Source organism: Halarcobacter anaerophilus (assembly GCF_006459125.1).
GTDB classification, from domain to species: domain Bacteria; phylum Campylobacterota; class Campylobacteria; order Campylobacterales; family Arcobacteraceae; genus Halarcobacter; species Halarcobacter anaerophilus.
On the sequence record NZ_CP041070.1, the window covers coordinates 1,317,448 to 1,342,373 of the forward strand.

Consider the following 24,926-nt stretch of genomic DNA (forward strand, 5'->3'; position numbering starts at 1 on the left):
GATTTGTTAATTTTTAACAAATCTTTTATTTATATCTGATTGGAACTCTAAATTCAATATCAAATTCATCTTTAGAGTCTAAATAATTGTTTTTATAATATAAAACATTAGCTGAAGCATTTAAGGCTTCAAATTCACTGCTAGGAAGCCATTGATGATATATCTTTTTATATAAAGTCAAGGCATCTTCGCAAATTCCTTGGTATCTTATTGTTGCATATAAACCGCCTTTTATATTGCATAAACCTATATCTCCTTTAGGTTTTATTTTTTTATCTTTTAAATCTACGCAAGCTACATACCTATAATCTTCAAGTGTAATAATATTTGGATTGCTATGATGAACTGCCATCATAGCGGGATTTTTTATTCCAAAATCTTCTTCTAATAGAAATAAAAATTTCTGCCACATCTTTTTTATTGTTTTATCAAAACCTTGATGTCTCATATAAGCAATTTGAATTTGGGGTATTTTTTTTATCTCTATTTTTGAAAAATCTACTTCTTTTTCTCTTAGTTCATACTCTTTTGGTTCATAACTTTTATATTCTCCTTTTCTCCAATCATTAGGTGTTGTTTTATAAAACTTTTTAAATTCATTGCTAAAAGTAGAAGAGGACTTAAAACCGCAATCAAAAGCGATATTTGTTATTGTAGAGTTTGGATTAAAAATTAAAAGATTTGCTGCCCATTGCAATCTTAAATCTTTTATATATGTTGTTACGCTTTTTCCTGTAATCTCTTTAAATATTCTTTGAAAATGAAAGGGAGAATAAGAAGAGATTTTTGCCAAATCTTCTATTAATAACTTTGATGAGAGATATTTATAAATATGGTATTGAACTTCGTTAATCCGTTCTTTATGCTCTTTTGTTGTATCTTTTTTCTTCATAAGGAGGATAATAACATATTTAAAACAAAAAATCTTCCAAAGATTTGAAATAACAAATATAATAGCACGATTTGATAAAAATAATGAAATTTAAATAAAAGACAGCTCTCTTTTTTTGTTTTATAATCAAAAAAAGGAGTTTAGATGAAAACATTATTTATTTTGATTATTTTTGCAAGTTTGGTTTTTGCTATAAAATTGATTAATAAAAATGAGATAAAAAAAGATAAAAGTAAAGAGAGTGTGGAACTTATTTTTTCAAAAATATATAAACATAGATTTGACACTTTATAGTGCGAAATCTATGTTTTCGTCCAAAGAGGCTTTTCTTACGTTTTCTATTTGAAAAGAAGCATTTGCTATTTTTCTTGCCGTCTCATCTTTATATTTTTCAACAGTCTCTTCAAGTGTTTCTAGCTCTTCTTTTGAGAATACGGATTTGTCAAAATCCTCTTCCATCTCTATAAATTTTAACTCTATGAACTTCTCTTTTGTAATAATTTCTATATCAAGAAAATCTAAAAGTTCGGTTATTAAAATAAGTCTTTCATCTTCTTCTTCCAAATCCTCGCCGTTTGCTATAATATCAAAGATTTCGTTTAAAACTTTCGGCTCGGGATTTCTTTTTTGTTTTATATATTCTAAGTTAAAAATAGTTTTCCCATAATTTTTAAAATGGTTAAAATCAATTAGAAAAAGTAGGATGCAGAGTTTTCTATCATTTAGATGTTTTACTTCTTCATCCAACATATATAATATTGCATTTGCAATTTTCGTAATATTTATATTCAAAAATATCCTTTATTTTTAATCTTAGCTATACTCTTCTATTAATTTATTATAAAATTTAACATATTGCGTATCGCCTTCATCTCTTGCTTTCATAGCAGGTCTTGGATGTTCGTTTAATTTTCCCGTGATCATATAAGGTACAGAATATCCCCAATCAAGCTCTTTTTCAAGAGGAACCATATACTCTTCAATAAATTTTAATACAGGAGTTAATTTATATTTAGGGTTTTTCAAAAATCCAACAAGAAGTTCCATAGGACAGTTTCCTGCTCCTCTTCCTAATCCAGATACTGTAACATCAAGAAAACTTGTTCCGTAAATCATCGCTTCAAGAGTATTTGCATAAGCCAACTGTAAATTATTGTGAGCATGAATTCCCACTTTTTTACCTACGCTTTTGGCAACAGTTAAATATTTTTCTGTTAGTTTGTTTATTTGTTCAGGATAAAAAGAACCAAAGCTGTCTGCTATATAAATTACATCTACAGGTGATTGACTAACTTGTCTTAAAACTTCATCAAGTTCTGTATCAAAAGATTTTGATATTGCCATAATATTGCAAGTTGTTTCATACCCTTTTTCATGAAAATCTTTTATTAAATCAAGTGCTTCTGGTATTTGATGGATATAGGTTGCAACTCTTATCATATCGATAACACTTTCACTTTTTAAAGGAATTTCCTCTTTTATAGTTCTTCCTACATCAGCCATAACCGCAATTTTCAGATCAGTGTTATTTTCTCCTACGATTCTTCTTACGTCTTCTTCTTTACAAAAATTCCAGCAGCCGTATTCCTCTTCACTCATAACTGTAGGAGATACGTTTTTACCTATCTCCATATAATCGATTCCGGCAGCAACGCACATCTCATAATGAGCTTTTACAAATTCGTCGCTAAAATGATAATTATTAACCAATCCGCCGTCTCTGATTGTGCAGTCGAATACTTTTATATCTTCTCTTACCGTAAAAATTGAACCTTTTTTTTCTAACATAATAATTCCTACTTTTATTTTAAAGGTAGATATTTTATCTAAAAAGCCTTAAAAAAAGAGTTTAATTTTCAAATTTAAAAATTGTTATGTCTTTTCTCTCTTCCGTGAAATTCGTTGTTTGAAGGTGTTTCTCTTATTTGTAGATTCTCTTTTCCTTCAAATTCACATTTTGAAGTTAGTTCAACATTTTTATTTGCTATTTTATTCATCTGTATTGATATTACTTTTACGTCTTCTGCTACATTTGCATTTTTTTGAGTCAGGGAATCTATTTGGGAAATTGTATCGTTTATTAAACTCATTCCGCTTTCCTGCTCTTTTGAAGCCGTTACGACTTGACTTATTAGTTGAGAATTTTCATCTATATTTTCATTTAAACCTTCATACCCTTGTATCATTTTATCTGCAGTTTCTTTTCCTCTGTTTGCATTAAGAGTTGATTCTTCCACAAGCTCTTTTATCTCTTTTGCCGCTTGTGCACTTCTTGTTGCCAGATTTCTCACTTCTTGTGCAACAACTGCAAAACCTTTTCCTGCTTCTCCTGCCGTTGCTGCTTCTACTGCTGCATTTAGTGATAATATATTTGTCTGAAAAGCTATCTGGTCTATTACCGCTATTGCTTCATGTACCGTATTTGTTGATCTATTTATATTGTCCATAGCCTCAACGGTTTTTGAAGCTAAATCTCTACCTTCGTTTATTGAAGCTTTTACTAAATCTGCTTGTTTAGACATTTTATTAATAGTTATCGTATTATTTGAGATGGTACTGCTTATCTCTTCTATAGCAGCAGATGCTTCTTCCAGCGAAGCTGCTTGTTGTGTTGTAGAATCCGAAAGTGAAATTGAATTTTCCAAAAGTCTTGAAGACTCTTTTTGTAGAACCAAACTTGTTCTATAAATAGTTTTTAATTGTTGGGTTGTCTCTTTTCTTAAAGAGTTTATCCCAACTGCTAGACCTTTTAAATTTCCTCCTCTAAACATATTTTCATCAATTGAACTTAAAAAGTTTTGTTTTGCATACTCTTCTAATTTTTTATCAATATCATTTAATGATTCTTCAAGTTTTTTGGACATTGCATTTATAGATTTGGCTATATAGTTAAGTTTGTTATTTGAAGTTGTTTTTGTAACTCTGTCATTTGTAAAACCGTCTGAAAGTTTTTCCGTACAAAGCATAATTTCTCCGTAAATTGATAAATCTTCTTGTTGCTTTGTTTGAATAAGATTGGAAATATTAATTATTTTTTCCATGACTTTTTTGTTTTCACTGTTGCAGCTATTTTTTCTCAGTTCTATTTTGTTTATATCTTCTTTTATAAATGATTCGATACTCTCCAAAGCATTTAAAATCTCGTTAATATCTTTTTTTCTACTAGAAAACATATTTCCCCTTAGCTTAATGTTTCATATAATTTTTTTGCTGTTTTTATCTCATCTTCCGTTGGTTTGACTCTAACTGAGATATACCTTTTGTTTCCTTTACTGTCTTCTGAGGGGAAAACTGTTGCATTTACCCAGTAATATCCGCCGTCTTTGGTTCTGTTTTTTACCATTCCGTTCCAGATATTTCCACTTTGGACAGTATTCCACAAATCTTCAAAAGCTTTTGAAGGCATATCTTTATGTCTAACCATATTATGGGGGTTTCCTATTAGTTCTTCTTTTGTATAACCTGCGATTTTACAAAAATCCTCGTTTGCATAAACAATAATCCCTTTTGCATCGGTCTCTGATACAATCATTGTTTTTTTGTCTAGTCTTGTCTCTTCACTCACTAAATGACCTTAATAAAAAATTATTTTTTAAAAATGGAAATATATCCTAAAAAGATATTAATAACTTTATAATTAGAAATTAATATGATAAATTTTAACATTTTTTAATATTATATTACAAATAAGCACACTTATAATTACAGGTTATAAGTATTAAAGTTCTGTATTTTTTATCACAGCTTTAATTAATACTAAGATATAATATTAAGATGCAAGAGATATTTAAAAAATTAGATTTATTGGACTATATAGACTCTTTTTCTAAACTACTAGCAAGAGAGAAATCTATAATTATGGAAGGGGATATAAACCTTCACTACAGACTTATAAACGAGTTGTCTTCTTTTGATTTTAAAGAACCTTCTAAGTTGACAAATTTAGATAATGCTTTATTACTTATTCAAAAGCAAGGTATACTTAAAATTTATGAGATTTATGAGTTTATAAAAATTATTGACTATTTTAATTACTTAAAAAAATTTGCGTTTGAGGGAAAACTTCAAGAGTGGATGGATAAAATAATAATTCCGATAGAAATAACAAATATATGCGATTATTTTGATGATAAATCAAAACTTAAAACAGGAGTAAACGAAGAATACGATGCAATTTCTGAAGCAATTTACAGAAATAAGCAAGAGATAAAACAAAATCTGTATAAAACCATAAACTCTTCAAAACTTAGAGCATATTTAGTTGATTCTCAGATTCACTATATAAATCAAGAAGAGTGTATTTTAGTAAGGGGCGGTTTTAATCATGTTCTAAAAGCAAGTGTTTTAGACAGATCAAACTCGGGATTTTTTTATGTTCTTCCTCATAGTGTGAGTTCTTTAAAACAAAAACAGAGTGATTTGATAAATAAACAAGAGGAAATTTTACTTAAAATCTGTAAAGAGATCAGCTCTTTATTTGAAAAAAATCTGCTGTTTTTAAAATTTATAAATAAAGAGTTTGACAGGTTTGATCATTATCAAGCAAGACTTTTTTTTGCTAAAGCAGGAGATAAAAATTTTATTTTGCCGAATAAAAACAATAAAAACAGACTTGTAGAGTTTAAACATCCTGCCCTTCATGAACCAAAACCTATAACAATTGATTTTAGTAAGTCCGTCGTTATGATAACAGGAGTAAATGCAGGTGGTAAAACAATGATGTTGAAATCTATTTTATCGGCAGTTCTTTTATCAAAATATCTGCTTCCTTATAATGCAAACCAAAAGACTCAAATAGGTACTTTCAAAAATATAAATGCGGTTTTAGATGATCCTCAAAGCGTTAAAAACGACATTTCGACTTTTGCAGGTAGAATGGTTGAGTTTTCCAAACTTTTTTCTTCAAAAAGTGCAATCGTTGGAGTTGATGAGATTGAACTGGGAACTGATTCCGATGAGGCTGCAAGTTTGTTTAAAGTGATTATTGAAGAGCTTATTGAAAAAGATATTAAGATTATTATAACAACTCACCACAAAAGATTGGCCTCTTTAATGGCAGCAAATGAAAAAGTGGAGTTGGTTGCGGCACTTTACGATGAAGAAAACAGAAGACCTACTTATGAATTTTTGCAAGGAACAATAGGTAAATCTTACGCTTTTGAAACAGCAAGCAGATACGGAATTCCTCATAACGTGATAAAAAAAGCAAGAAAAGTTTACGGTGAAGATAAAGATAAGTTAAATGAACTTATAGAAAGAAGTAGTGCTTTAGAGATTGAATATAAAAGAAAACTTGAAAATCTGCAAAATGAAATAGATGAGTATGACCGCTTAAATAAAAATTTAAAAGAGCAAAAAGAGTCTTTGGATGAATTGATTTTTGAAGAAAAATCAAAACTAGAAAGAGAGTATACCGATGCTAGAGATGAAGCAAAAAAAGCAATCAAAGCAAAAGTTGCCCAAGGTCATCAACACTTGAATATAGCCCATGCAAAAGCAAAATCTATTAAAACTCAAAAAGTTCAAGAACCTGAAGAAAACTTAAAAGTAGGGGACAGAGTAAAATATAGAAGTTCAAAAGGCGAAATCATTTCAATTAAAGGGAAAAAAGCCTTTATTGAAAATGATGCAGGAATGAAAATGCAGGTTTTATTGAGTGATTTAAGAAGAAGCGGCAATCTTCCTAAAATCAAACCTAAAGTCAAATCAACGGTAACTATACAAAAGCCGGATTCAGGACATGTAAAACTTGATTTACACGGTCAAAGAGCAGATGAAGCAATCGAAAATTTAGATAAGTTTATTTCAGATGCTTTAATAGCTGGATTTGATGAAGTTATGGTTTTTCACGGAATAGGAACGGGGAAATTGGCTCGAGCCGTAAAAGAGTTTTTGGATAAACATCCAAAAGTTAAAAGTTATAGTGATGCACACCCAAGCCAAGGCGGTTTTGGTGCAAAAGTGATTAAATTGTAATTTTAAAAATTACAATTTAATCAAGAAGATTTAAAAGTTATTTTTTAATAGATTTTACGATATTTTCCATTGCCACATTTGCTTGTTCATTTGGAGCTTCAAGAAAGTTCACTACAAAACTATCCTCAAGTTCAACAACTCCGATTGCTCTTGGTCTTACAGCTAAAACTTCGGGAGTAGGTATCTCTTTACCAAAACAAAATATAATATTTTTAGCGTCTTTTATAGCAGGATTTATATCACCTTTAATTTTTACGGTATGTGCATATTGATCAAATATTGAAATAAATGCAATAATCTCATTTGCATCAATTTTCTCTTTTAATGCAGCTATGATTTCATCAACATTTTTATAATTTAACTCTTTTTTCTCAAATTCAATCTCAAAAATATGATATTTTTCTTTAAAAACTTTTTGTTTCATTCTTATCCTTTTAATGTAATAAATGATTTAATAACGCAATCCATACGTTCAGGTATATCTGAAGTATCTTCTTCTATAAAATCTGTTTGAATTTTATATATTAATTTGCCGTTAAGTCTAAACTCAAATACCAAATAACCTGCATATAGTTTGCAAGCAGTACCTTTTTTGCCTTTATCCTCTTTGTCGTTTTCCAATATATAATAATCAATTAGAAGTTTATCATTGTCGTTATTGTCATTTTTAAGATATTTTTTTATTGTATATGTCAAAATTTTATCGGCTTTTTCAACTGAGATATAATTTAATATTTGTGATTTCATGTAAACCGATTGTTCAATTCTTGATTTAACAGTATAATTTCCGCTTTCTAAAAGAGATACGGCTTTTTCTATCAAATCTCTATTTGAAATTTTTTCAAATGTTACTGTTTTTTTCTGACATGGAACTCTTGCCTCTTTTTTCATCGGATTATTGCTGTCTTTTGTTAGAATACCGTATCCGAAAAAAAGAATAACAAATACAATTAGTACATAATAAAATTTGCTCATTTTTTATCCATTAGTTAAAGTTATTTAAATTATAAATTTTTAAAATATTAGCAGAAGTTTTATTATAAGAAATTTAAATAATATAACTATAATAAAAAATTATAATTATATTATTTGGCAGAGACTTCGAGTTTTAGTTTTATCCATTTTTTATCATTACTTGCTTGTTCTTTTATATCTTCAATTATTAGAGAGTTTTTAGGAATATCTTTTGTTTTTAAATACTCTTTGATATTTTGTATTCTTTCTTTTACTAAAGATATAAGTTCTTCGTTTTTTACCTCTTGTTTTGAAGCAAGTGTGTTTTTGAGATATTCAAGATAACTATCCATATCAAATACCTCTTTTGAATCCTTATCTTTGCTAACAAAACCCTCTTTTATTTCATTAAGAGATTTATCCTCTTTTTCATTTTTATAAAGCTCTTCCAATGCTTTTTTATATTGGTCCGTATCTTTATAGTTTTTCATCTGTTTTTCTAAAACTTTTTCAAATTTTGATTTTTGTAATGCAAATTTATCATTATTAGGGTCATAAACGGGTTGAAGATTGATTGCAAGTCTGTTTTTCTCTTTTAATATCTTTCCTATGGCATCTAAAGACTCTTTTTCTGAAGCTAGGATATTACTTTTACCGTATTCAAACTCTATTGCTTTTAATTTTTCTTCATCTATATTAAATAAAGATCCAAGCAGAGTAAAAGGAGAAGCTACGGCTTTGACTATTAAGTTCACAAAAGCTTTCCAAACAATAGGAGCTATAGAAAACTGAGGGTCATCAACATTTCCCGTAATAGGTAAATCAATATCTATAACACCGCTTGAATCTTCCAAAAGAGCGATTGCAAGTTCCAAAGGAAGATTTACCGCCTCTTTACTTTCAATATTTTTTCCAAGTTTTATATCACTTATTACAATAGAGTTTTGGGCATTTAGGTTAGATTTTTTTATATTATATTTTAAATCAAGATTTAATTTACCTTCATCTATTGCTCTTCCTACAAATTTTCCCGAATAAGGAGTAAAATTTTTAATAGCGATATTTTTAAATAAAAGGTTTGTATCCGTTAAAAGTTTGATATCGTTTATATCGACTCTTCCCGTAATTTTCGTATATCCGTATTTATCTACTTTTCCTTCAAGGTTAAGTTTTGTAGGTTCAGATGTTGTAGAGTTTAATCTTGAAAATTGACCGTTTAGCTCCGTAATATTTGTTTTAAAAGGGATTGGAAGGTTTTTATCTTCAAAACTCATTTTCATATTGTTGATTTTAACTGGACCTATGTCAAATTTAAAATCACTTTTTTTATTCTCTTTAACTGAAACTTTTTCTTCTTTTTTCTCTTCTTGTTTTTCTTCTATTCTTTTACCTAATTTTATAAGAAGTTCAGGTTTGTTTATCAAAGATTTTGCAATTTTAAGTTCGTTTTCTTTTTGACTTATTTTATCAACAGTCAAATTTATATTTTTTGCTTGAACGGTTTGATTGTTTTTTCTATCAATCATTGATAAAAAAGAGTTTTTAAAGAGCAGTTTATAAATATCGACTTTTTCATTTACAAAAGAGTTGTTTACAGCTTCAACTCTTAAACCTTTTGTTTTGATATCCAAACTGCTTTTTTTCTCTTTTATATTAATAGAATTAACTGAAAAAACTGCTTTTTCTAATTTTATATTTTTTTGTGCAAAACCAAAATTTTGCGTATCAAAAGATATATCATTTGCTTCAATTTCTGTTTGTCTATTTTGTTTAAAACTTAAATCTACTTTTGAAAGATTTAAATTTTTCAAAGTAATTTTTTCATCTTTTAGTTTGAAATCCTCAAGTTTTAAGTCGATATCTTTTGAACTTACATTTAAAGAGTTTTTTAGATCATTAAATGTCAGATCCGAATTTTTTATATTAAACTCTTTTAATTTTACCTGCCAATGTTTTGTCTCTTCTTTATTCTCTTCTTTGCTTTGTTCTTGATTTTTAACTAAATCATTTAAGTTTAAATTACCGTTTTTATCACTTTTTATATTTGAACTTATTTTATTAAACGTAATACTGCTTATATTTACGATATTTTGCGGATAATCTAAATTTAGATCATCTATATTTAGACTTTTTAAATCTAAAAGTTTTTTATTCTCTTTTTTTATATTCAAATTATTTAAAGCCAAATTGGCATGGTCAATCTCAATTTTTAAATCTTTTATCATATTTACTTTATATCCGAAAGAGAGATTTATAAAAGAGTCTTTGTTTAGATCAAAATTTAGCATATCTTCTTTGTAATCCAAAAACTCTTTTGGTTTTAATTTTTCTATTTCTACGTTTCCGTACATTTCAAAAGGATTTAATCGTAAACCGCCTTTTATAGCCAAAGTGCTCTCTTTGTTGATTTTCATTTCCAAAGTGTGTGAAGCAAGGGCATTTTTAAATGTTCCCATATCGTAAAAAGTATAATTAAAATTATGAATAGATATTTTATAAGGAGTTTTATCAGGCTTAACTTTGGTAAAGTCTATTTGAGCATTTTTTATAACGGTTTTAAAAATTTGAAATTTTATATCTGAGTTTGAAGACTCCTTCTCTTGTTGTTTTGGCTGCTGTGTTTTTGCTTGTTTAAGCAATTTTTCCAAGTTGAAACTTCCGTCCGGATTTTCAATTATATTTATATAAGGCTCAACAATTTTTAAAATCTTAAAATGAATATGTTTTTTATCTATAGATTTTAATGCAGAAAAATCAATAGAGATACTTTTTAGACTAAAGGTTGTTTTGTTTTTATCTGCAATTTTTAAGTTATCTATTGAAAACTTAAATAAAAAAGGATTGAAATGTATCTTTTCTATTGTCGCTTTTTGCGTAATATTTTCATTTATAATATTTTCAATTTGGGGTTTCGCTATTTTGGGAATAGCAATGAATCCGATAATTGTATAAATCAACAAAAGAGATGAAATAGTAATTAAAATTCTGTTTATTTTCATAAAAATATCCTTTATGTGTAAATAAATTATAACACATTTTGGTTAATGCAAAATAATAAAATTATAAATAGTTTTTATTTATAATCTCTTTTTTTATAAACTCTTTAAAGGTTTCAAAAAGGGCATTTGCAGTTTTGTTTTTATGATAAATTATATTAAACTCCCTTTTGAAATCAATATTAATCAACTCTATTTGAAAAAGCTCTTTGTTTTTTAGTTCATCTTCTACTGCAACCCTTGATATGGCAGTTACAGTGTCACTGTTTTTTAAAAGAATTTTTTTAATTTCGTCAAATTCATAAAGCTCCATAAAAATATTCAAATCATCGGATAAAGAACCTAAGCGTTTTATAAAAATATCTCTGGTTCCCGAACCTGTTTCTCTTAATATCCATTTTTTTGAAATAGTATCAATATAGGCTTTTTTAGGTGCTTTTTTATCACTTGTTACAACAATAAGTTCATCATCGATAATCTTCTCTTTTATAATATTTACATCATTGCAAGAAGCTTCAATAAGCCCGAAATCAAGCTCTCCTTTTAAAATCTTTTCTATAATCTGAGTTGTATTCAGGGAGTTCATATTTAAACTTACATCTTTGTATTTTGATAAAAATTTATAATAGATATTCGGCATTATATAGTTTGCAATAGTTTTACTGGCTGCAACATTTAAATATCCTGCAAGTTTGTTTTTTTGAAAAAGTGTTTTTGAATCATAAATTGCCAGAAAATGAGGATATGTCATTTTTTTAAAATATCTTCCCCTCTCATTTAATATAAGCTTTTTGCCTATTCTGTCAAAAAGTTCTTCTCCTAGTTTCTCTTCTAAAGATTTTATTGCTAAAGATACGGCTGATTGGCTTATATTCATCTCTTGGGCAATTTGACTGACAGTAGGGTTCTCTGAAAGCTTATAAAAAAAGTTAAGTTCTTTTAGTGTCATAAGAGTTTCCTTATTAAAAATATTTATTATTATATTAAAAATAATATATTTTACAAATAAAATCCATAGTGATATACTTCGGATTAAATTTAACTAAAGGATTTATATGTTTAGTAAAGAAAACCGTGCAGACACCATAAGCGGAATACTTTTTGTTGCACTTTTTGCCTGTGCAGCAACATTTCTTGCAGATTTTCAAGTTTTTAAAAGCTTAGGAATAAGCCCACTTATTATTGGAATTGTGTTAGGGATGATTTATGCAAATACTTTAAAAAACAGATTACCTAAAGAGTGGCTTCCCGGAATTGCTTTCTCAGGGAAAACAATACTTAGAACAGGAATTGTTTTTTATGGATTCAGACTTACTTTTCAAAGTATAGAAGCAGTAGGACTTAGCGGAATCGTTGTAAGTTGTATGGTAGTTGCTTTTACTTTTATCTTAGGATATTTTGTAGGAGTTAAAATATTAAAATTAGATAGAGATACAACAATTTTAACAAGTGCAGGAAGTTCAATCTGCGGAGCGGCAGCAGTTTTGGCAACTGAACCTATTATAAAAGCTCCTGCATATAAAAGTGCAATTGCAGTATCAACAGTGGTTATCTTTGGAACAATTGCAATGTTTTTGTATCCTTTTTTATATAAAGCCGGATTTATCCCTTTTGATGCAAAAACTATGGGAATTTTTATTGGTGGAACAATTCATGAAGTAGCCCATGTTGTTGCAGCGGGAAATGCTATAAACGCAGATGCAAGCTCAAATGCAATTATCGTAAAAATGATTAGAGTTATGCTTTTGGCTCCATTTTTGATTATATTGTCAATTTGGCTGGCAAGTACTGCAAAAAATACGGTAAAAGGGGAGAGAGGGAAAATTACAATTCCTTGGTTTGCAGTTATGTTTATAGTAATGGTAGGATTTAACTCTTTTAACTTTTTACCTCTTGAAGCAATAGATGTTATAAACGGACTAGATACTTTTGCTTTAACAATGGCAATGAGTGCTTTGGGTATGGGTACAAGTTTTGATAAGTTTAAAGATGTGGGAGCAAAACCTGTTTATCTTGCTTTTATTCTGTTTTTATGGCTTATTTTCGGGGGATTTGCAATCGTACAATTTGCGGTTACTTTATAAGATTTGATTTAAGAGAAGAAGTGCTAACATTTTAAATACAAAAAATAGGATTTTTAATGTTAGGCTTTGAATCTATTGTTCTTTATATTTTACTTGGTTGTTTCGTAGGTGTTGCTGCTGGTTTACTTGGAATCGGCGGGGGAGGAATTATTGTTCCTTCTCTTACGGCTATATTTTTAATGCAGGGAATGGATAGTGAAAATATTGTTCATGTTGCACTTGGTACTTCTATGGCAACTATAGTCGTAACTTCAATTTCCAGTTTAAAAGCTCACCATAAAAAAGGCGGAGTTCTTTGGAATGTTGTTAAAATGATGACGCCCGGAATTATTATAGGTACCTTTTTTGCCACTTTTTTAGCCTCTTTTTTAAGCTCACTTTATTTGTCAATATTTTTCTCAATCTTTATGGCATATGTATCTTTGCAAATGTTTATAAATAAAAAACCAAAACCAAGCAGAAAACTGGCAAATCCAAAAGTTCAGTTTGCCTCAGGAACACTGATCGGTGCAATATCGGCTATGGTATCTATCGGTGGAGGTTCTCTTACCGTGCCTTATCTTGTTTGGCAGAATGTAGAAGTAAAAAAAGCCATAGGAACAAGTGCCGCAGTAGGTTTTCCAATAGCAGTAAGCGGAACATTGGGATATATAATAAACGGTTGGAGTAATACCGATATGTCAAGTCTTATGTTTGGTTTCGTATCTCTTCCTGCATTTTTCTTTATAGCAATTTGCAGTTATTTTACAGCACCTATTGGAGTAAAACTTGCTCATACTTTGCCTGTAAATGTTGTCAAAAAAATATTTTCTTTGCTTTTAATTTCATTAAGTCTTAAAATGCTTTTTTCTTTTATTTAGATACAATCGCGATATTAAAAGGATATAAATGACTATTATAGAACTATTTCAAAAACTATTAAGATTTAAATCACTAACTCCAAATGATGACGGAGCTTTTGATTTTATACAAGAGTATTTGGGAGATACTTGGCAATGTATAAAAGTAGATATGCAAGGTGTGAAAAATAGATTTTATTATAAAAAATTTAATGACAAGCCTCAACATCTCTGTTTTGCCGGACATATAGACGTAGTTCCCGTTGGAAACGGCTGGGAAGTAGACCCTTTTGCAGCAGAAGTTGTAGATGGAGTAATAACAGCAAGAGGAGCTCAAGATATGAAAAGCGGTGATGCGGCTTTTCTTTATGCTTGTAAAAATGCCGAAAATTTTGACGGAACTTTAAGTATTTTAATGACTTCCGATGAAGAGGGAGAAGGAACTTACGGAACAATAAAAATGCTTGAACACCTAAAAAGCATAAATATGATTCCAAATTTTGCCGTTGTGGCAGAACCAACTTGTGAAGAGGTTTTCGGAGATGCCATAAAAGTAGGACGTAGAGGAAGTATAAACGGATATATAAACATAAAAGGGAAACAAGGACATGCTGCATATCCTGATAAATGTATAAATCCCGTTCACAACTTCGCAACTATTTTACCTAAAATAGCTGGACATAATCTTGATGATGGAGATGAATACTTTGCTCCATCTAAAATGGTAATTACGGACATAAGAGGTGGAATGGAAGTTACAAACGTAACACCAAATGAACTAAAACTAATGTTTAATGTAAGAAACTCTACAAATACAACAAGAGAGAGTGTAGAAGAGTTTATCCATGAAAATTTAAAAGGCTTGGATTATGAGTTTAGAACAACCCAAGGTTCTTTTCCTTTTGTAACAAACAAAGAATCAAAAGTCGTAAAGGCTATGGAAACCTCTATTGAAAAAATTTTGAAAGTAAAAACAAAACATAGTACGGCAGGTGGAACAAGTGATGCTAGATACTTTGGTGCTTACGGTATAGAAGCCATAGAGTTTGGAGTAATAAACGACACCATCCATAGTGTAGGAGAAAGAACTACAGTAAAAGAGGTAGAAGGACTTGGAAAAGTTTTTGAAGATTTGATTCAAAACTTTTAAATATAAAAAGAACATTAATTCTGAGGTCGAAATTTTCGACTTCAAAATTGTCTATAAATACATAATACTTAATATAACAACGCAGGCTAAAATTTAAACTAAGACTATTTATCAAAACAATATTTCGAGAATTTATTTTCTTTTCTTTATATGTAAATTTAAGCAAAATTTTTAATATTTCACGATTTTGTTGAATCTTTTATCTTCAAAGTGTAACAGTTTTCAATACAAGTGTAAGTTACAATTTTTTTGTGACCTTACCTTTAGGTTTTTTTACGGTGGGTAATTATTACTTAAACACATATAAGATATGAAAAAGGAGAAGAAATGAGTTCAATTCAAGAATCAATGGATACACTTACAGCACAATGGTATAATGCAACTGTAACAGGTTTAGGACTAAGTCCCGATCAATTCCAGCTTTATCAAGGGACAGAATCTGTGATGAGTACATCCCAAGAAATGTGGGCTATTTTCAATGCTATACCTCCAAAGTCAATTAATAACTATTATAATCCAAGTCAAAATAACCAGTTTGCAGGTAATTATGATGCAATATTAGGTTCTCTTAAACCTGCCTCAAATAGTGACTTTATTGATTGTATGGGAGATTATTATAGTGCTTGGAATGATTATTTTACTGAATATACAAAAAACAATCCTTTGGGTAGTGATACAGGTGAAAATGTTAAAACTATTACCTCTGTATTTACCAATTGGGCAGCAGTAAATGCTCCGGGTAAAGCAGGGTGCCTTAATGGTTTGACAAAAATATATATCGACCCAATAAACCAGGCTAATGTAAAGTTTGCATTGGCAGGAGATAAATATGCTTGGGATAGAACTATTGATAATCTAAACTCAGCTTTAGCTAGTGCTCCAAAGAAAACATTTTCTATGGATAGCAAAACTCAAAGCAGTGAAGTAAAACATACTTGGGCGGGTGGTAATACCTCTTTCTTTTTTGATATTTTCTCTTTTGGTGGAGGGGCTAGTTATGATAAACTTTCTCAAAAGGTTACTACTAGCGGGTTAAATATAGAAGTAACTTATGATCATGTTACTACATTTGCAGCAGGACCATTAAGTCAAGCAAGCAGTAGTCCTGTCTTAAAAGATTATTATCCTTGGTATCTTAGTGCAGCACTTGCTTTAGCATACCAAACAAAAGATAATACTCTATGGAGTCCAACCGGTCGTACTTCATGGGAAAAAGAGTTTGGAGAAAATGGGACTTTTCAAAGAACAGCTTCAAGTATTGTTGCTGTTAATGGTATAACAAGTACGATGACATCTACAGCTACTTTTGATAAATCTGAACAAGAAACAATTAAAGGTGCGGCTAAAACCGGTATTTGGCCATTTTTTAATATAAATGGTTCAGGCGGTTCAGAGACAACTGTTACTTTTAGTGATGAAGGTACATTTACAATCAAAACTACTTTACCTCTTGGAAACCCTCAAATTATCGGAGTTTTACAATCTCCTATGTCAAAACAATTTGGGTAATATTTATTTATGAAGAGTTCTTTTATATTAAGAACTCTTTATTATAAACTAAGTATTTAAATGAATATTATAAAAAAACTTTTTTTTATTTACCTTTTTTTATTTAGTAACTATTTATTAAGTCAACCGCTTGCTTTAGGAAATGATAAAGTTATAAAGTTTTGGCATAAAGAGTTATCTAAATATTTAAATATAAAAGAGGAAAGATTAAAGTTAGTTCCTCAATTTATGGTTTTAGACGGTACTTCTTTTTCTTTATGGAATACTTTTAATGCAACCTCAAATTATAGTTCAACTATCTATTTTGATCCAAGTCAAAATAATCAATTTTCTTCAGATTATAATATTGTGATATACAATTATCTTGTAGAACCTATTATCGATAAAAGTTGTAATATAAACGATGCAATTTTAAAATACATTGATGCAGATGGAAAATATGCTTGGGATAAAACTATCGATAATTTAAATAGTGAACTTGCCAAAAGTGATCCAATCTCTTTTAACTCTGAAGTTAATACTCCAATTGATGACAATAATTCTTTTGAAATAATAAAAATAGACCTATCTTATAAGCATCTATTGGTTTTTTACTCTTATCCTTATAGTCAAGTAAAAGAACCCTTTGCGAGTGGTTATAAACCTTGGTTTACCCCTTGTATACTAAAAAAAGCTTACAACAACAAAGAGTTTAAACAATGGGAAGAGATATTTGGGAAAACTGGATTTTTACAATATATCACGGTAGGGTTTGTAATAGCTAAAGAGGGAAGTACTTGTATAAAGGTCTATAAAAGTTCAAAGCCAGATAGCTCACCTACCTTTTCAAGTTGTGTAGATAATGATGAGTCTCCTTTTATCATAGCAGCAATAGTTTATACTATAGATGATTTTGTAAATGATAAATAACTTTTTAAAATTTTATATTTTTATATAGTCTAAATCCATAAGCAAATACGCTCTCAAACAATCTAAAATTTAATTTTTTTCTTAATCTAAACACCATTAGTCTTATAGCATCATTGCTGATGGGTTCAGCATCCCATACATTGTTTTCTATAGTATCAAATGAGACAAGAGCGCCTTTTGCTTCAATCAATAAAGTTAAAAATTTTAACTCTTTAGAACTTAATTTTTGAACTTTGTTTTTATAGTATAGATGTAAGTTTTTATAATCAAAACTGTAATCAAATCCAAGATCAATATATCTTTTATCTAAGTGAAATCTAGTTTGAGTTTTTTTTGATAAACTTAAGTTAAGTGCGCTTTTTAATTCAGTACTTCTATAAGGTTTGGTAAGGTAAGCAATAGGAGAGGTTTCTAAAGCTTTACTTACTACTTCATCACTTTCAACAGCCGTTAGGTATATTACCGGTATATACTCTTTTAAATAGATATCTTTTACTATATCTATTCCATTTTTTTTATCATTTAGTGAAATATCCATAAGTATTATATCAGGTTTATTTTTTTTAATACTATTTTTTACTTCAACTTCATTTGAAACTAGATCGGTGATATTAAAACCAAATTTGTTGATTGCTATTTTTAAATCTTGTGCAATAATTTGGTTATCTTCTGCAATAAGAACATTTCTTTTCTTCATTTTACTAGCCTAAATTTTGTAAAGATTATATAGATAATACTATTGATTATTTATTATAATCAAAAAAAGTTCCTTAATGCTTAAATATAGTTTGAAAATTGATAAAATTATTATAATTATGATAGATGATAAAAAGGAGTAAAGTTGATATATAAACTCTTCTTTTAACTAGATACAGCTTTAAAAAACTAAAGCATCTCTTTTAAGGGAGTATATTATCTGATCATAATAAACTCCTTCTAGTTTTTCTGCATCTTTTTTTAAATTTTTTTCCTCTTTAAACCCGAGTCTTTTAGGTATGGCTTGGCTTTTTTTATTGTGTGTTGCACAATGTATTTCTACTTTTTTTAATTCAAGATATTCAAACCCTAGTTTTATCAACTCTTTTACACATTTTGTCATAATCCCAAGATTTTCATGCTCTTTATCTAGCCAATAACCTATAACACCTACACCGTTTTCAATACTGTTAAAACCTAAAACACCGACAATATTTTCTTTGTAAAAAATGCTTTGGTGTAAAGCTTCACCTTTTGAAAACTTTTCAAGCTGTAAAATTATAAATTTTTTAGTATCATCTTTAGTTTTTATTGAGTCTAACCATGGAAGCCATTTTCTTAAAAAATTACGATTTTTATCTGTAAGGGAAAAAAGCTCATCGGCAAATTTAGGTATAGATAAAAAAACTTTTATATCTTGATCTATGATTCTATAATACATATCATTAACTCTTTTTGATAAATTTTTATCTAAATTATCTCAAAATATACTTAAAATGTAAATACTTATTAAACTCTACAAGACAAGAATAGTGGAAGTTTCCTATGCTATAATAGTTTTTATGAATTTAGAAAAATTAAAAGATTTAGAAGCAGAGTTTTTAGATAGATACCCAAAGGGTTTTAAGGATGAATACTTTTTCCCAACTATGAAAAAGTTTAGTCCCGAAAAGCTTGAAATATTTGCAAAAGAGGCTTTAAAAAAAGAGAATTTTTCAAATCCTAACTTAGTAGTAGAAGGATTTTTTAAAACAGTTCAAAAGTCTGTGATGGTATCACTTTTTGATAAATTAAAACTAAGAGATGCCATTATTTCTTTAAACTCCTATGAAAAAGATATGTTAAGTATAGAGATATATGAGCTTTTATATGGTAGAAAAAAAGATGGTTTTGAAGGATTGGTTGAGTTTTTAAGTGAATACCAACTTGCAAAGTGGACTATTTTAAGTATAGTTCCATATAGCTTACATAGAAAAAAAGAGTATTTTATAAAGCCCACAACCACAAAAAATATCATCAAATATCTTGAAATAAAAGATGTGGTATATAAACCAAAGCCGAGCTTTGAGTTTTATAAAAACTATACAAAAACTTTAAATGAAATGAAAAAACATCTTAATAAAAACCTCACCTTTGACAATGCAGTTTTTACAGGATTTTTAAAAGTAGCTATAGAGATGTGTGAGGAGTAGAACTTAATATGTTTTAGCCTTAGTAGAATAAGGCTTTTGAAGTCATCTTTTACCTTGTTTATAAATAAAATATATTAGTAATATAGGTTAAAAGATGGCTTACTTTTTGGCTATTTTTGTTCTTCAAAAACCTCTTTTGCTGCAAACAAACCGTTTAAAGCAGATGGAAAACCGCTATAAACTGACATTTGCATTATGATTTCTATAATCTCTTTTTGGGTCAATCCTACATTTAATGCTGCTTGAATATGCACTTTTAATTGAGGTTTTGCATTTCCCATAGCTGTAAGTGCTGCTATTGTAGCTATTTCCCTTGATTTTAGGTCAAGCTCTTTTCTTGTATATATATCCGCAAACGGGAATTCTATAAGCAAATCTGCAAACTGGGGTGCTATATCTTTTAGTGAACTTATTACATTTTCACCTGCACTGCCGTCTATCTCTTTTAATTTTTCCCAACCTATTTTAAATCTTTCTGATTTCATTTCCAATCCTTTTGTTGAATCTGCCATAAGCGATACGGTTTGTAAAATAACCAAAATACAAAGAACTACAATCTTTTTCATATTTACCCTTTCTATTTTTGATATAAAAAATAGTAACAAAAAGGATAAATTTTTATGATGTAAGATTCAAATAAAAAATTATAAAAATCAAATAATTACTGATTTTCTATATTTCAAAGGAGTTGTATTTTCTCTTTTTTTAAAGAAGTTTATAAAATAAGAAGGCTCTTCAAATCCTAAACAAAAAGAGATATCCGAGATATTATAAGTTGTGTGTTTGAGCAAAATCTTTGCTTCTTGCAAAACTCTTTGGGCTATAAGTTCGGAGGTTGTCTTATTCGTATTCTCTTTTAGAACTTTGTTTAAATGATTTGTATGAATATTTAACTGTTTTGCAAAATCTGCGGCACTTTTTAGCTCAAGTCTTTGATAAATAGATTCAATAGGAAATTGCCTTTGTAGAAGTTCATTAAAGAGTAAATATATTTTTGATTTCTTCTCTTCTTTTTCTAAATTTACTATTGAAGCAGGTTGGATTTTCATGGCATAATGTATAAGTTCAAAAACCAAGTTTTTTAAAACATCTTCTTTGTAAATATAGTCAGACTTTATCTCTTCAAGCATTTTAAGATAGATTTTTTCTACTTCGTTAAGTGCAAAATCATCTAAGATAAACACTTTGTTTTGATTTGTCTGAAATACGGGATAATCTCTTATTTGTCCAAATTTACTAAAAAAAGATTCTGTAAAAATACAAAAATATCCGCCTTGGTTTTCATCTATAGGCTCCCAACTATAAGGAACTAAAGGATCTGAAAACATTAAAGCATAATTATCACTTTGCACAGTTTTATCTGCATAATTAATTTTGATTTTCCCTTTTAATAAAGTGATTTTAAAATAATCCCTTTTATTGTAAGTTATTTGTGAAGTCGTAGCTTTGGCTCTTTTAAAAACATTAAAATGACCAAGAGAGTTTTTAGGGATAAAATCTAATTTGTTTCTTTGATAAAACTGCTCAATATTTTCATAAACTTTCATAAAATAGATGATACAAAAAATAAAGTAAAAGTTTTGATAAAAAGTTTTTGGATATGATGTCAAGATTAGTTTAATAAAAAGTTATAAATAAAAATATGAAACAAAACATAAAAAAAGTTATTGAAGTAGGAATAAATCAAGAGACGGATTCTTGGTTGGCGGGGAAAATAAAACTTGTAAATATAATCTCTTTAGCAAATTTTATTTTTATATTATGGATGATTTTATTTGATCTTTTTATAAATAAAAATCACTATTTGTCTATTGTTCTTTTAGGAATCAGTTTTATTATGTTGATTCCTTATTATTTAAATTACAAAAAAAGATATATAGCTTCAAGGCTTGTTTTTCTTAGTTTTGCTTATTTTTGTATCTGCTTTTTGGCTGTAATTTTTGGAAAAGAGTTTTATTTTCAATACTATTTGGTTCCAGGAGTTGGTATGTCTTTAATCTTTTTTAGGGATGAAATAGGAAATAAAAAATGGCTTTTTACTTTAGCAGGAGTTCCTTTATGGGCTCTTTTAGAGTTTTGGTTTGCAAATTATCCTGCTTTTATCATACTTGATGGAAAATATGTTAGTGCAATCTCATATTTTAGCAGTTTTCTTATTTTCGTAACGGCAATACTTATGTTTGGAACTTTTACCCATGAAAGCGATAATCAGTTAAAAAATATCTCTAAAATGAATAAAAAATTTAAACAATTAGCAAATATTGATCCTCTGACAAATCTTTATAATCGCCGTTTTGTAGATCAACAGTTGAATTATTTGTTTGATTTAGCCAAAAATCAAAACGGTTTCTTGGGATTTGTAATTTTTGATATAGATTTTTTTAAAAAAGTAAATGATACATACGGGCATGATGCAGGAGACAAAGTTTTACAAATGATTGCCAAATTGGCAGATGAAAACTTTAGAGAAACTGATTTGGTAGGAAGAATAGGCGGTGAAGAGTTTTGTATTGTTTTTACAAATACAAATAAAGAAAATGTTTTAAAAATAGTAGAACGATTTCGTAAAGAGATTGAAGAACAAGTTGTACAATATGAAGAAAAAGATATAAAAGTTACTTCAAGTTTCGGTATCAGTTATTTTTCAAATAATCTAAACAGCTGTGAAGAGTTATTCAAAAATGCCGATACAGCTTTATATGAAGCAAAAAGAAGTGGAAGAAATCGTATTTATGAGTATAAAAAGGATTTATAATGATTGATTTTTTTAATTTTAATACCATAATAACACCTTATATAATAAGTTTTGTTTATATATTCGGTGCAGTTGCCGTACCTTTTATAGTTTATTATTTTTTCAAAAAGTATAAATTTGAAATAAATAATGCAAAATTCAGGTTATATATTTTTATCATTTTTATTTTTTTAGAACTGTTTTGGCGGATATTTTGTGAATTTTTTATGGTCTATTTTAAAATATATTTGGCTTTGAGTTAAAATATAAAATCAGGTTTATTTGGGCTAATCAACTTCTTTCTTTTTCACTTTTTGCCAAACTTTCTCAAAAATTTCAACGGCTTTTTTTATATCATTTTCTTTAAAGCCTCCAAAGCCCATACTAAGTGTTTGTCTATTATTGCCTAAATCTCTTGTGTATATTTTTATTTGATTTTCAATTGCTTTTTCTTTTAATTTTTCAAAATCTATATTTATCAGAGGTTCAATTAGAAGATTTAAGCCGCTTCCTTCTCTTAATATTTTTATCTCTTTTCCTATTTTTGAGTTTAAAGCCTCTTTTAAAATATCATGCTTTTTCTTATTTTGAGTTCTTACTTTTCTTAGGTGTCTATCCCAAAAACCCTCTTTTATAAATAGAGCCAAAGTTTTTTGAATATCAATAGGTACAGTTGAGAAAGAGTAATCAAACTCTTTTTTATACATTTCTAAAATTTTAGGAGGCAAAACCAAATAAGCAACACGTAAAGAAGGAGAAAAAGATTTTGAAAAAGTTCCCGTATATATTACTTGTTTGTTATTGTTTATTCCCTGCATTGCAGGTATTGGGCGATTGTTATAGCTTAGCTCACTGTCATAATCATCTTCAATAATATAGCAGTTGTTCTTTTTTGCCCAATTTATTATCTCAATTCTTTTTGCAATAGGTGTCGTAACTCCGAAATTGTATTGATGTGAAGGTGTAATATAAAGCAGATTTGCTTTTGAATTTTTTAAAGTTTTTAAATCAATTCCATGAATTCCTACGGGAATCTCTTCTAGTTCAAAGCAATTTTGTTCAAAAATTTTTTTTGCGACTCTGTAACTTGGAGTTTCAAAAGCAATTTTTGTGATACTTTTTTTTAAAAGGGCTAAAATTATATGCATAGAATCTGCAAAACCACTTGTAATAACTATATTTTCAAAACTGCATTTTACTGCTCGGGAGTTTTGCAGGTATTTTGCAATTTGCGTTCTAAGTTCAATATCTCCTTGACTGTTATAATAAATTCCAAGATTTAAATCACTTTTTAAAACTTTACTATAGAGTCTCAGCCAAGTTTTTTTAGGAAAAATATCCTCACTTAGGCAAGCTGGATAAAAATCATATTTTATATTTTTCTCAGCAGCTTTTTTATGAATAGTTATCTCTTCAAATTTATCAAAATTTTCATACAGATTTTCACTTACAAAATATCCTTTTTGAGGATGACTCTCTATATAACCTTCTGCATAAAGTTGATTATAAGCACTTTGAATCGTATTTTTGCTTATTTTGTATTCAGTAGCCATTTTTCTGATTGAGGGAAGTTTTTCTCCCGCTTTTAGATTGTTTTTTATATCCTCTTTTATCTGTTCATATAGTTGAACATAGATTGGTTTTTCCAAACTTGAGTTAACTTCATACATATCTGTCCCTATAAAAATTTTATAATTTGTATCTTGTCTTAAGTACAATTAAGAAGTATACTACCATAACTTTTTAAAAATAGAGAGTTTATTAAAGACTAAAGGAGAAGCTTTGAAATCACAAGTTGAAATAAAAGATAAAAAAATGATTGATGAGATTTTAAACAGTGTTGAGTATGGAACACTTGCTTTGTGTTCTGATAATAAGCCTTATAGTGTTCCTGTTAATTTTGTTTATAATGAGAATATAATATATTTTCATGGAGCAAAAAAAGGTAAAACCAAAGATTATATAAAAGAGAACAATCTTGCTTCTCTTAGTGTAGTTGAACCATATTCTGTAATTCAGTCTTATTTCAGTTCTGAAAGTGGATTGGCTTGTCCTGCAACTTATTTTTATAAATCAGTTAGCTGTGACGGTAAAATTGAGTTTGTATTAGATTATGAGGAAAAAGTAAAAGCTTTACAGCTCTTAATGCAAAAATTACAACCCGAAGGTAAATATTTGCCTTTGGATAATGAAGTTTATCAAAAACATATTAATGTAACCGAAGTTTTTAAATTAAATATAGATGAATTAAAAGGAAAGTTAAAACTTGGACAACATCTTCCTAAAGAGAGATTCGATATGATTATAGAGTATTTAAATAACAGAGGTTATGAAATAGATAAAAAAACTATTGAACAAATGCAAGCTAATAAAGTAGAGGAAAATATATGATTTCGGATACGCCAAAGCCGCCATATTATGCCGTAATCTTTACTTCAGTTAGAACTTTAGGAGATAATGGATATTCTAAAATGGCTGATAAAATGCTTGAATTAGCCTCTAAACAAGAGGGATTTTTAGGTGCAGAATCAGCAAGAGAAGAGATAGGTATAACAGTATCTTATTGGAAAGATTTGGAGAGCATAAAAAAATGGAAAAAAAATACTGCTCATCTTGAAGCCCAGAAAAAAGGCCAAGAACTTTGGTATAAAAGTTATAAAACAAGAATTTCAAAAGTTGAAAGAGATTACAGTTTTTAATTAAAAAAGATAAAAG

General features: G+C 28.6%; 26 protein-coding genes. 12 read left to right on the forward strand and 14 right to left on the reverse strand.

The features are described 5' to 3' along the window. Positions 1–25: 25 nt before the first annotated feature. On the reverse strand, positions 26–892 hold the full coding sequence (locus AANAER_RS06395; protein ID WP_129082644.1) for an AraC family transcriptional regulator: 867 nt from the start codon (positions 890–892) through the stop codon (positions 26–28). 144 nt (positions 893–1,036) lie between these two features. Here AANAER_RS06395 and AANAER_RS14970 point away from each other — a divergent pair, with 144 nt between their 5' ends. Beyond that, positions 1,037–1,186 carry a hypothetical protein gene (locus AANAER_RS14970; RefSeq protein ID WP_157840799.1) on the forward strand — a complete coding sequence of 50 codons (150 nt, stop codon included), beginning with the start codon at positions 1,037–1,039 and terminating at the stop codon, positions 1,184–1,186. Here the strand turns inward: AANAER_RS14970 and AANAER_RS06400 are convergent. The 4 genes from AANAER_RS06400 to AANAER_RS06415 form a co-directional block, all read right to left on the reverse strand. Beyond that, on the reverse strand, positions 1,181–1,684 hold the full coding sequence (locus tag AANAER_RS06400) for a type II toxin-antitoxin system antitoxin SocA domain-containing protein (RefSeq protein WP_129082643.1): 504 nt from the start codon (positions 1,682–1,684) through the stop codon (positions 1,181–1,183). The two genes, AANAER_RS14970 and AANAER_RS06400, sit on opposite strands and share 6 nt — an antisense overlap. 21 nt (positions 1,685–1,705) lie before the next feature. After that, a complete protein-coding gene (locus tag AANAER_RS06405; RefSeq protein ID WP_044415086.1) occupies positions 1,706–2,680 on the reverse strand; it encodes an aldolase catalytic domain-containing protein in 975 nt (324 codons plus the stop codon). 74 nt (positions 2,681–2,754) lie between these two features. Continuing rightward, complete coding sequence (locus tag AANAER_RS06410; RefSeq protein WP_129082642.1) at positions 2,755–4,065, reverse strand: methyl-accepting chemotaxis protein; 1,311 nt, start codon at positions 4,063–4,065, stop codon at positions 2,755–2,757. 8 nt (positions 4,066–4,073) lie between these two features. Then, a complete protein-coding gene (locus AANAER_RS06415) occupies positions 4,074–4,457 on the reverse strand; it encodes a PAS domain-containing protein (protein ID WP_044415083.1) in 384 nt (127 codons plus the stop codon). Between the two features lie 209 nt (positions 4,458–4,666). Here AANAER_RS06415 and AANAER_RS06420 point away from each other — a divergent pair, with 209 nt between their 5' ends. Then, on the forward strand, positions 4,667–6,868 hold the full coding sequence (locus AANAER_RS06420) for an endonuclease MutS2 (protein ID WP_129082641.1): 2,202 nt from the start codon (positions 4,667–4,669) through the stop codon (positions 6,866–6,868). 37 nt (positions 6,869–6,905) lie between these two features. Here the strand turns inward: AANAER_RS06420 and AANAER_RS06425 are convergent, their stop codons facing one another. The 4 genes from AANAER_RS06425 to AANAER_RS06440 form a co-directional block, all read right to left on the reverse strand. Then, positions 6,906–7,292: a DUF6858 family protein gene (locus AANAER_RS06425; RefSeq protein ID WP_129082640.1), complete on the reverse strand. Its 387-nt coding sequence runs from the start codon at positions 7,290–7,292 to the stop codon at positions 6,906–6,908. 2 nt (positions 7,293–7,294) lie between these two features. Continuing rightward, the gene (locus tag AANAER_RS06430) at positions 7,295–7,843 is read right to left on the reverse strand and encodes a hypothetical protein (protein WP_129082639.1); all 549 of its coding nucleotides are present in this window, start codon (positions 7,841–7,843) and stop codon (positions 7,295–7,297) included. 110 nt (positions 7,844–7,953) lie between these two features. Next, positions 7,954–10,821 (reverse strand): DUF748 domain-containing protein, encoded by a 2,868-nt coding sequence (locus AANAER_RS06435; RefSeq protein WP_129082638.1) that lies wholly within the window; start codon positions 10,819–10,821, stop codon positions 7,954–7,956. A 61-nt stretch (positions 10,822–10,882) separates the two neighbouring features. Next, positions 10,883–11,767: a LysR substrate-binding domain-containing protein gene (locus AANAER_RS06440; RefSeq protein WP_129082637.1), complete on the reverse strand. Its 885-nt coding sequence runs from the start codon at positions 11,765–11,767 to the stop codon at positions 10,883–10,885. A gap of 106 nt (positions 11,768–11,873) precedes the next feature. Between AANAER_RS06440 and AANAER_RS06445 the strand changes: the two genes are divergently transcribed. The 5 genes from AANAER_RS06445 (at position 11,874) to AANAER_RS06465 (ending at position 17,309) form a co-directional block, all read left to right on the forward strand. After that, complete coding sequence (locus tag AANAER_RS06445) at positions 11,874–12,902, forward strand: YeiH family protein (protein WP_044415075.1); 1,029 nt, start codon at positions 11,874–11,876, stop codon at positions 12,900–12,902. A 56-nt stretch (positions 12,903–12,958) separates the two neighbouring features. Further along, the gene (locus tag AANAER_RS06450; RefSeq protein WP_129082636.1) at positions 12,959–13,762 is read left to right on the forward strand and encodes a sulfite exporter TauE/SafE family protein; all 804 of its coding nucleotides are present in this window, start codon (positions 12,959–12,961) and stop codon (positions 13,760–13,762) included. Between the two features lie 28 nt (positions 13,763–13,790). Further along, complete coding sequence (gene dapE / locus AANAER_RS06455; protein ID WP_129082635.1) at positions 13,791–14,891, forward strand: succinyl-diaminopimelate desuccinylase; 1,101 nt, start codon at positions 13,791–13,793, stop codon at positions 14,889–14,891. Between the two features lie 327 nt (positions 14,892–15,218). Continuing rightward, positions 15,219–16,400, forward strand: coding sequence for a hypothetical protein (locus AANAER_RS06460; protein WP_129082634.1), 1,182 nt, complete (start codon positions 15,219–15,221; stop codon positions 16,398–16,400). A 60-nt stretch (positions 16,401–16,460) separates the two neighbouring features. Further along, positions 16,461–17,309, forward strand: a complete 849-nt coding sequence (locus AANAER_RS06465) for a hypothetical protein (RefSeq protein ID WP_129082633.1) — start codon at positions 16,461–16,463, stop codon at positions 17,307–17,309. A 4-nt stretch (positions 17,310–17,313) separates the two neighbouring features. Here the strand turns inward: AANAER_RS06465 and AANAER_RS06470 are convergent, their stop codons facing one another. Both AANAER_RS06470 and AANAER_RS06475 read right to left on the reverse strand, forming a co-directional pair. Continuing rightward, positions 17,314–18,006: a response regulator gene (locus AANAER_RS06470; protein WP_129082632.1), complete on the reverse strand. Its 693-nt coding sequence runs from the start codon at positions 18,004–18,006 to the stop codon at positions 17,314–17,316. A gap of 180 nt (positions 18,007–18,186) precedes the next feature. After that, positions 18,187–18,726, reverse strand: coding sequence for a GNAT family N-acetyltransferase (locus tag AANAER_RS06475; RefSeq protein ID WP_129082631.1), 540 nt, complete (start codon positions 18,724–18,726; stop codon positions 18,187–18,189). A gap of 121 nt (positions 18,727–18,847) precedes the next feature. On the opposite strand from AANAER_RS06475, the gene AANAER_RS06480 reads away from it, so the two are divergent. After that, complete coding sequence (locus tag AANAER_RS06480) at positions 18,848–19,477, forward strand: hypothetical protein (RefSeq protein ID WP_129082630.1); 630 nt, start codon at positions 18,848–18,850, stop codon at positions 19,475–19,477. Positions 19,478–19,587: 110 nt separating this feature from the next. Here AANAER_RS06480 and AANAER_RS06485 read toward each other — a convergent pair whose 3' ends face one another. Continuing rightward, positions 19,588–20,043 carry a carboxymuconolactone decarboxylase family protein gene (locus tag AANAER_RS06485; protein ID WP_228711171.1) on the reverse strand — a complete coding sequence of 152 codons (456 nt, stop codon included), beginning with the start codon at positions 20,041–20,043 and terminating at the stop codon, positions 19,588–19,590. Between the two features lie 87 nt (positions 20,044–20,130). Continuing rightward, entirely contained in the window at positions 20,131–21,024 is an 894-nt protein-coding gene (locus AANAER_RS06490; protein ID WP_129082629.1) for a helix-turn-helix domain-containing protein, read from the reverse strand. Between the two features lie 95 nt (positions 21,025–21,119). On the opposite strand from AANAER_RS06490, the gene AANAER_RS06495 reads away from it, so the two are divergent. Both AANAER_RS06495 and AANAER_RS15180 read left to right on the forward strand, forming a co-directional pair. Beyond that, positions 21,120–22,232: a GGDEF domain-containing protein gene (locus tag AANAER_RS06495; RefSeq protein WP_129082628.1), complete on the forward strand. Its 1,113-nt coding sequence runs from the start codon at positions 21,120–21,122 to the stop codon at positions 22,230–22,232. Further along, entirely contained in the window at positions 22,232–22,474 is a 243-nt protein-coding gene (locus AANAER_RS15180) for a DUF4282 domain-containing protein (RefSeq protein WP_129082627.1), read from the forward strand. Before AANAER_RS06495 ends, AANAER_RS15180 begins: the two co-directional genes overlap by 1 nt. 24 nt (positions 22,475–22,498) lie before the next feature. Here AANAER_RS15180 and pdxR read toward each other — a convergent pair whose 3' ends face one another. After that, positions 22,499–23,881, reverse strand: a complete 1,383-nt coding sequence (pdxR, locus tag AANAER_RS06505) for a MocR-like pyridoxine biosynthesis transcription factor PdxR (RefSeq protein WP_129082626.1) — start codon at positions 23,879–23,881, stop codon at positions 22,499–22,501. 112 nt (positions 23,882–23,993) lie between these two features. On the opposite strand from pdxR, the gene AANAER_RS06510 reads away from it, so the two are divergent. Beyond that, complete coding sequence (locus tag AANAER_RS06510; protein ID WP_129082625.1) at positions 23,994–24,602, forward strand: pyridoxamine 5'-phosphate oxidase family protein; 609 nt, start codon at positions 23,994–23,996, stop codon at positions 24,600–24,602. Then, positions 24,599–24,910, forward strand: coding sequence for an antibiotic biosynthesis monooxygenase family protein (locus AANAER_RS06515; RefSeq protein ID WP_129082624.1), 312 nt, complete (start codon positions 24,599–24,601; stop codon positions 24,908–24,910). The genes AANAER_RS06510 and AANAER_RS06515 overlap by 4 nt, the downstream gene beginning before the upstream one ends. Positions 24,911–24,926: the final 16 nt, after the last annotated feature.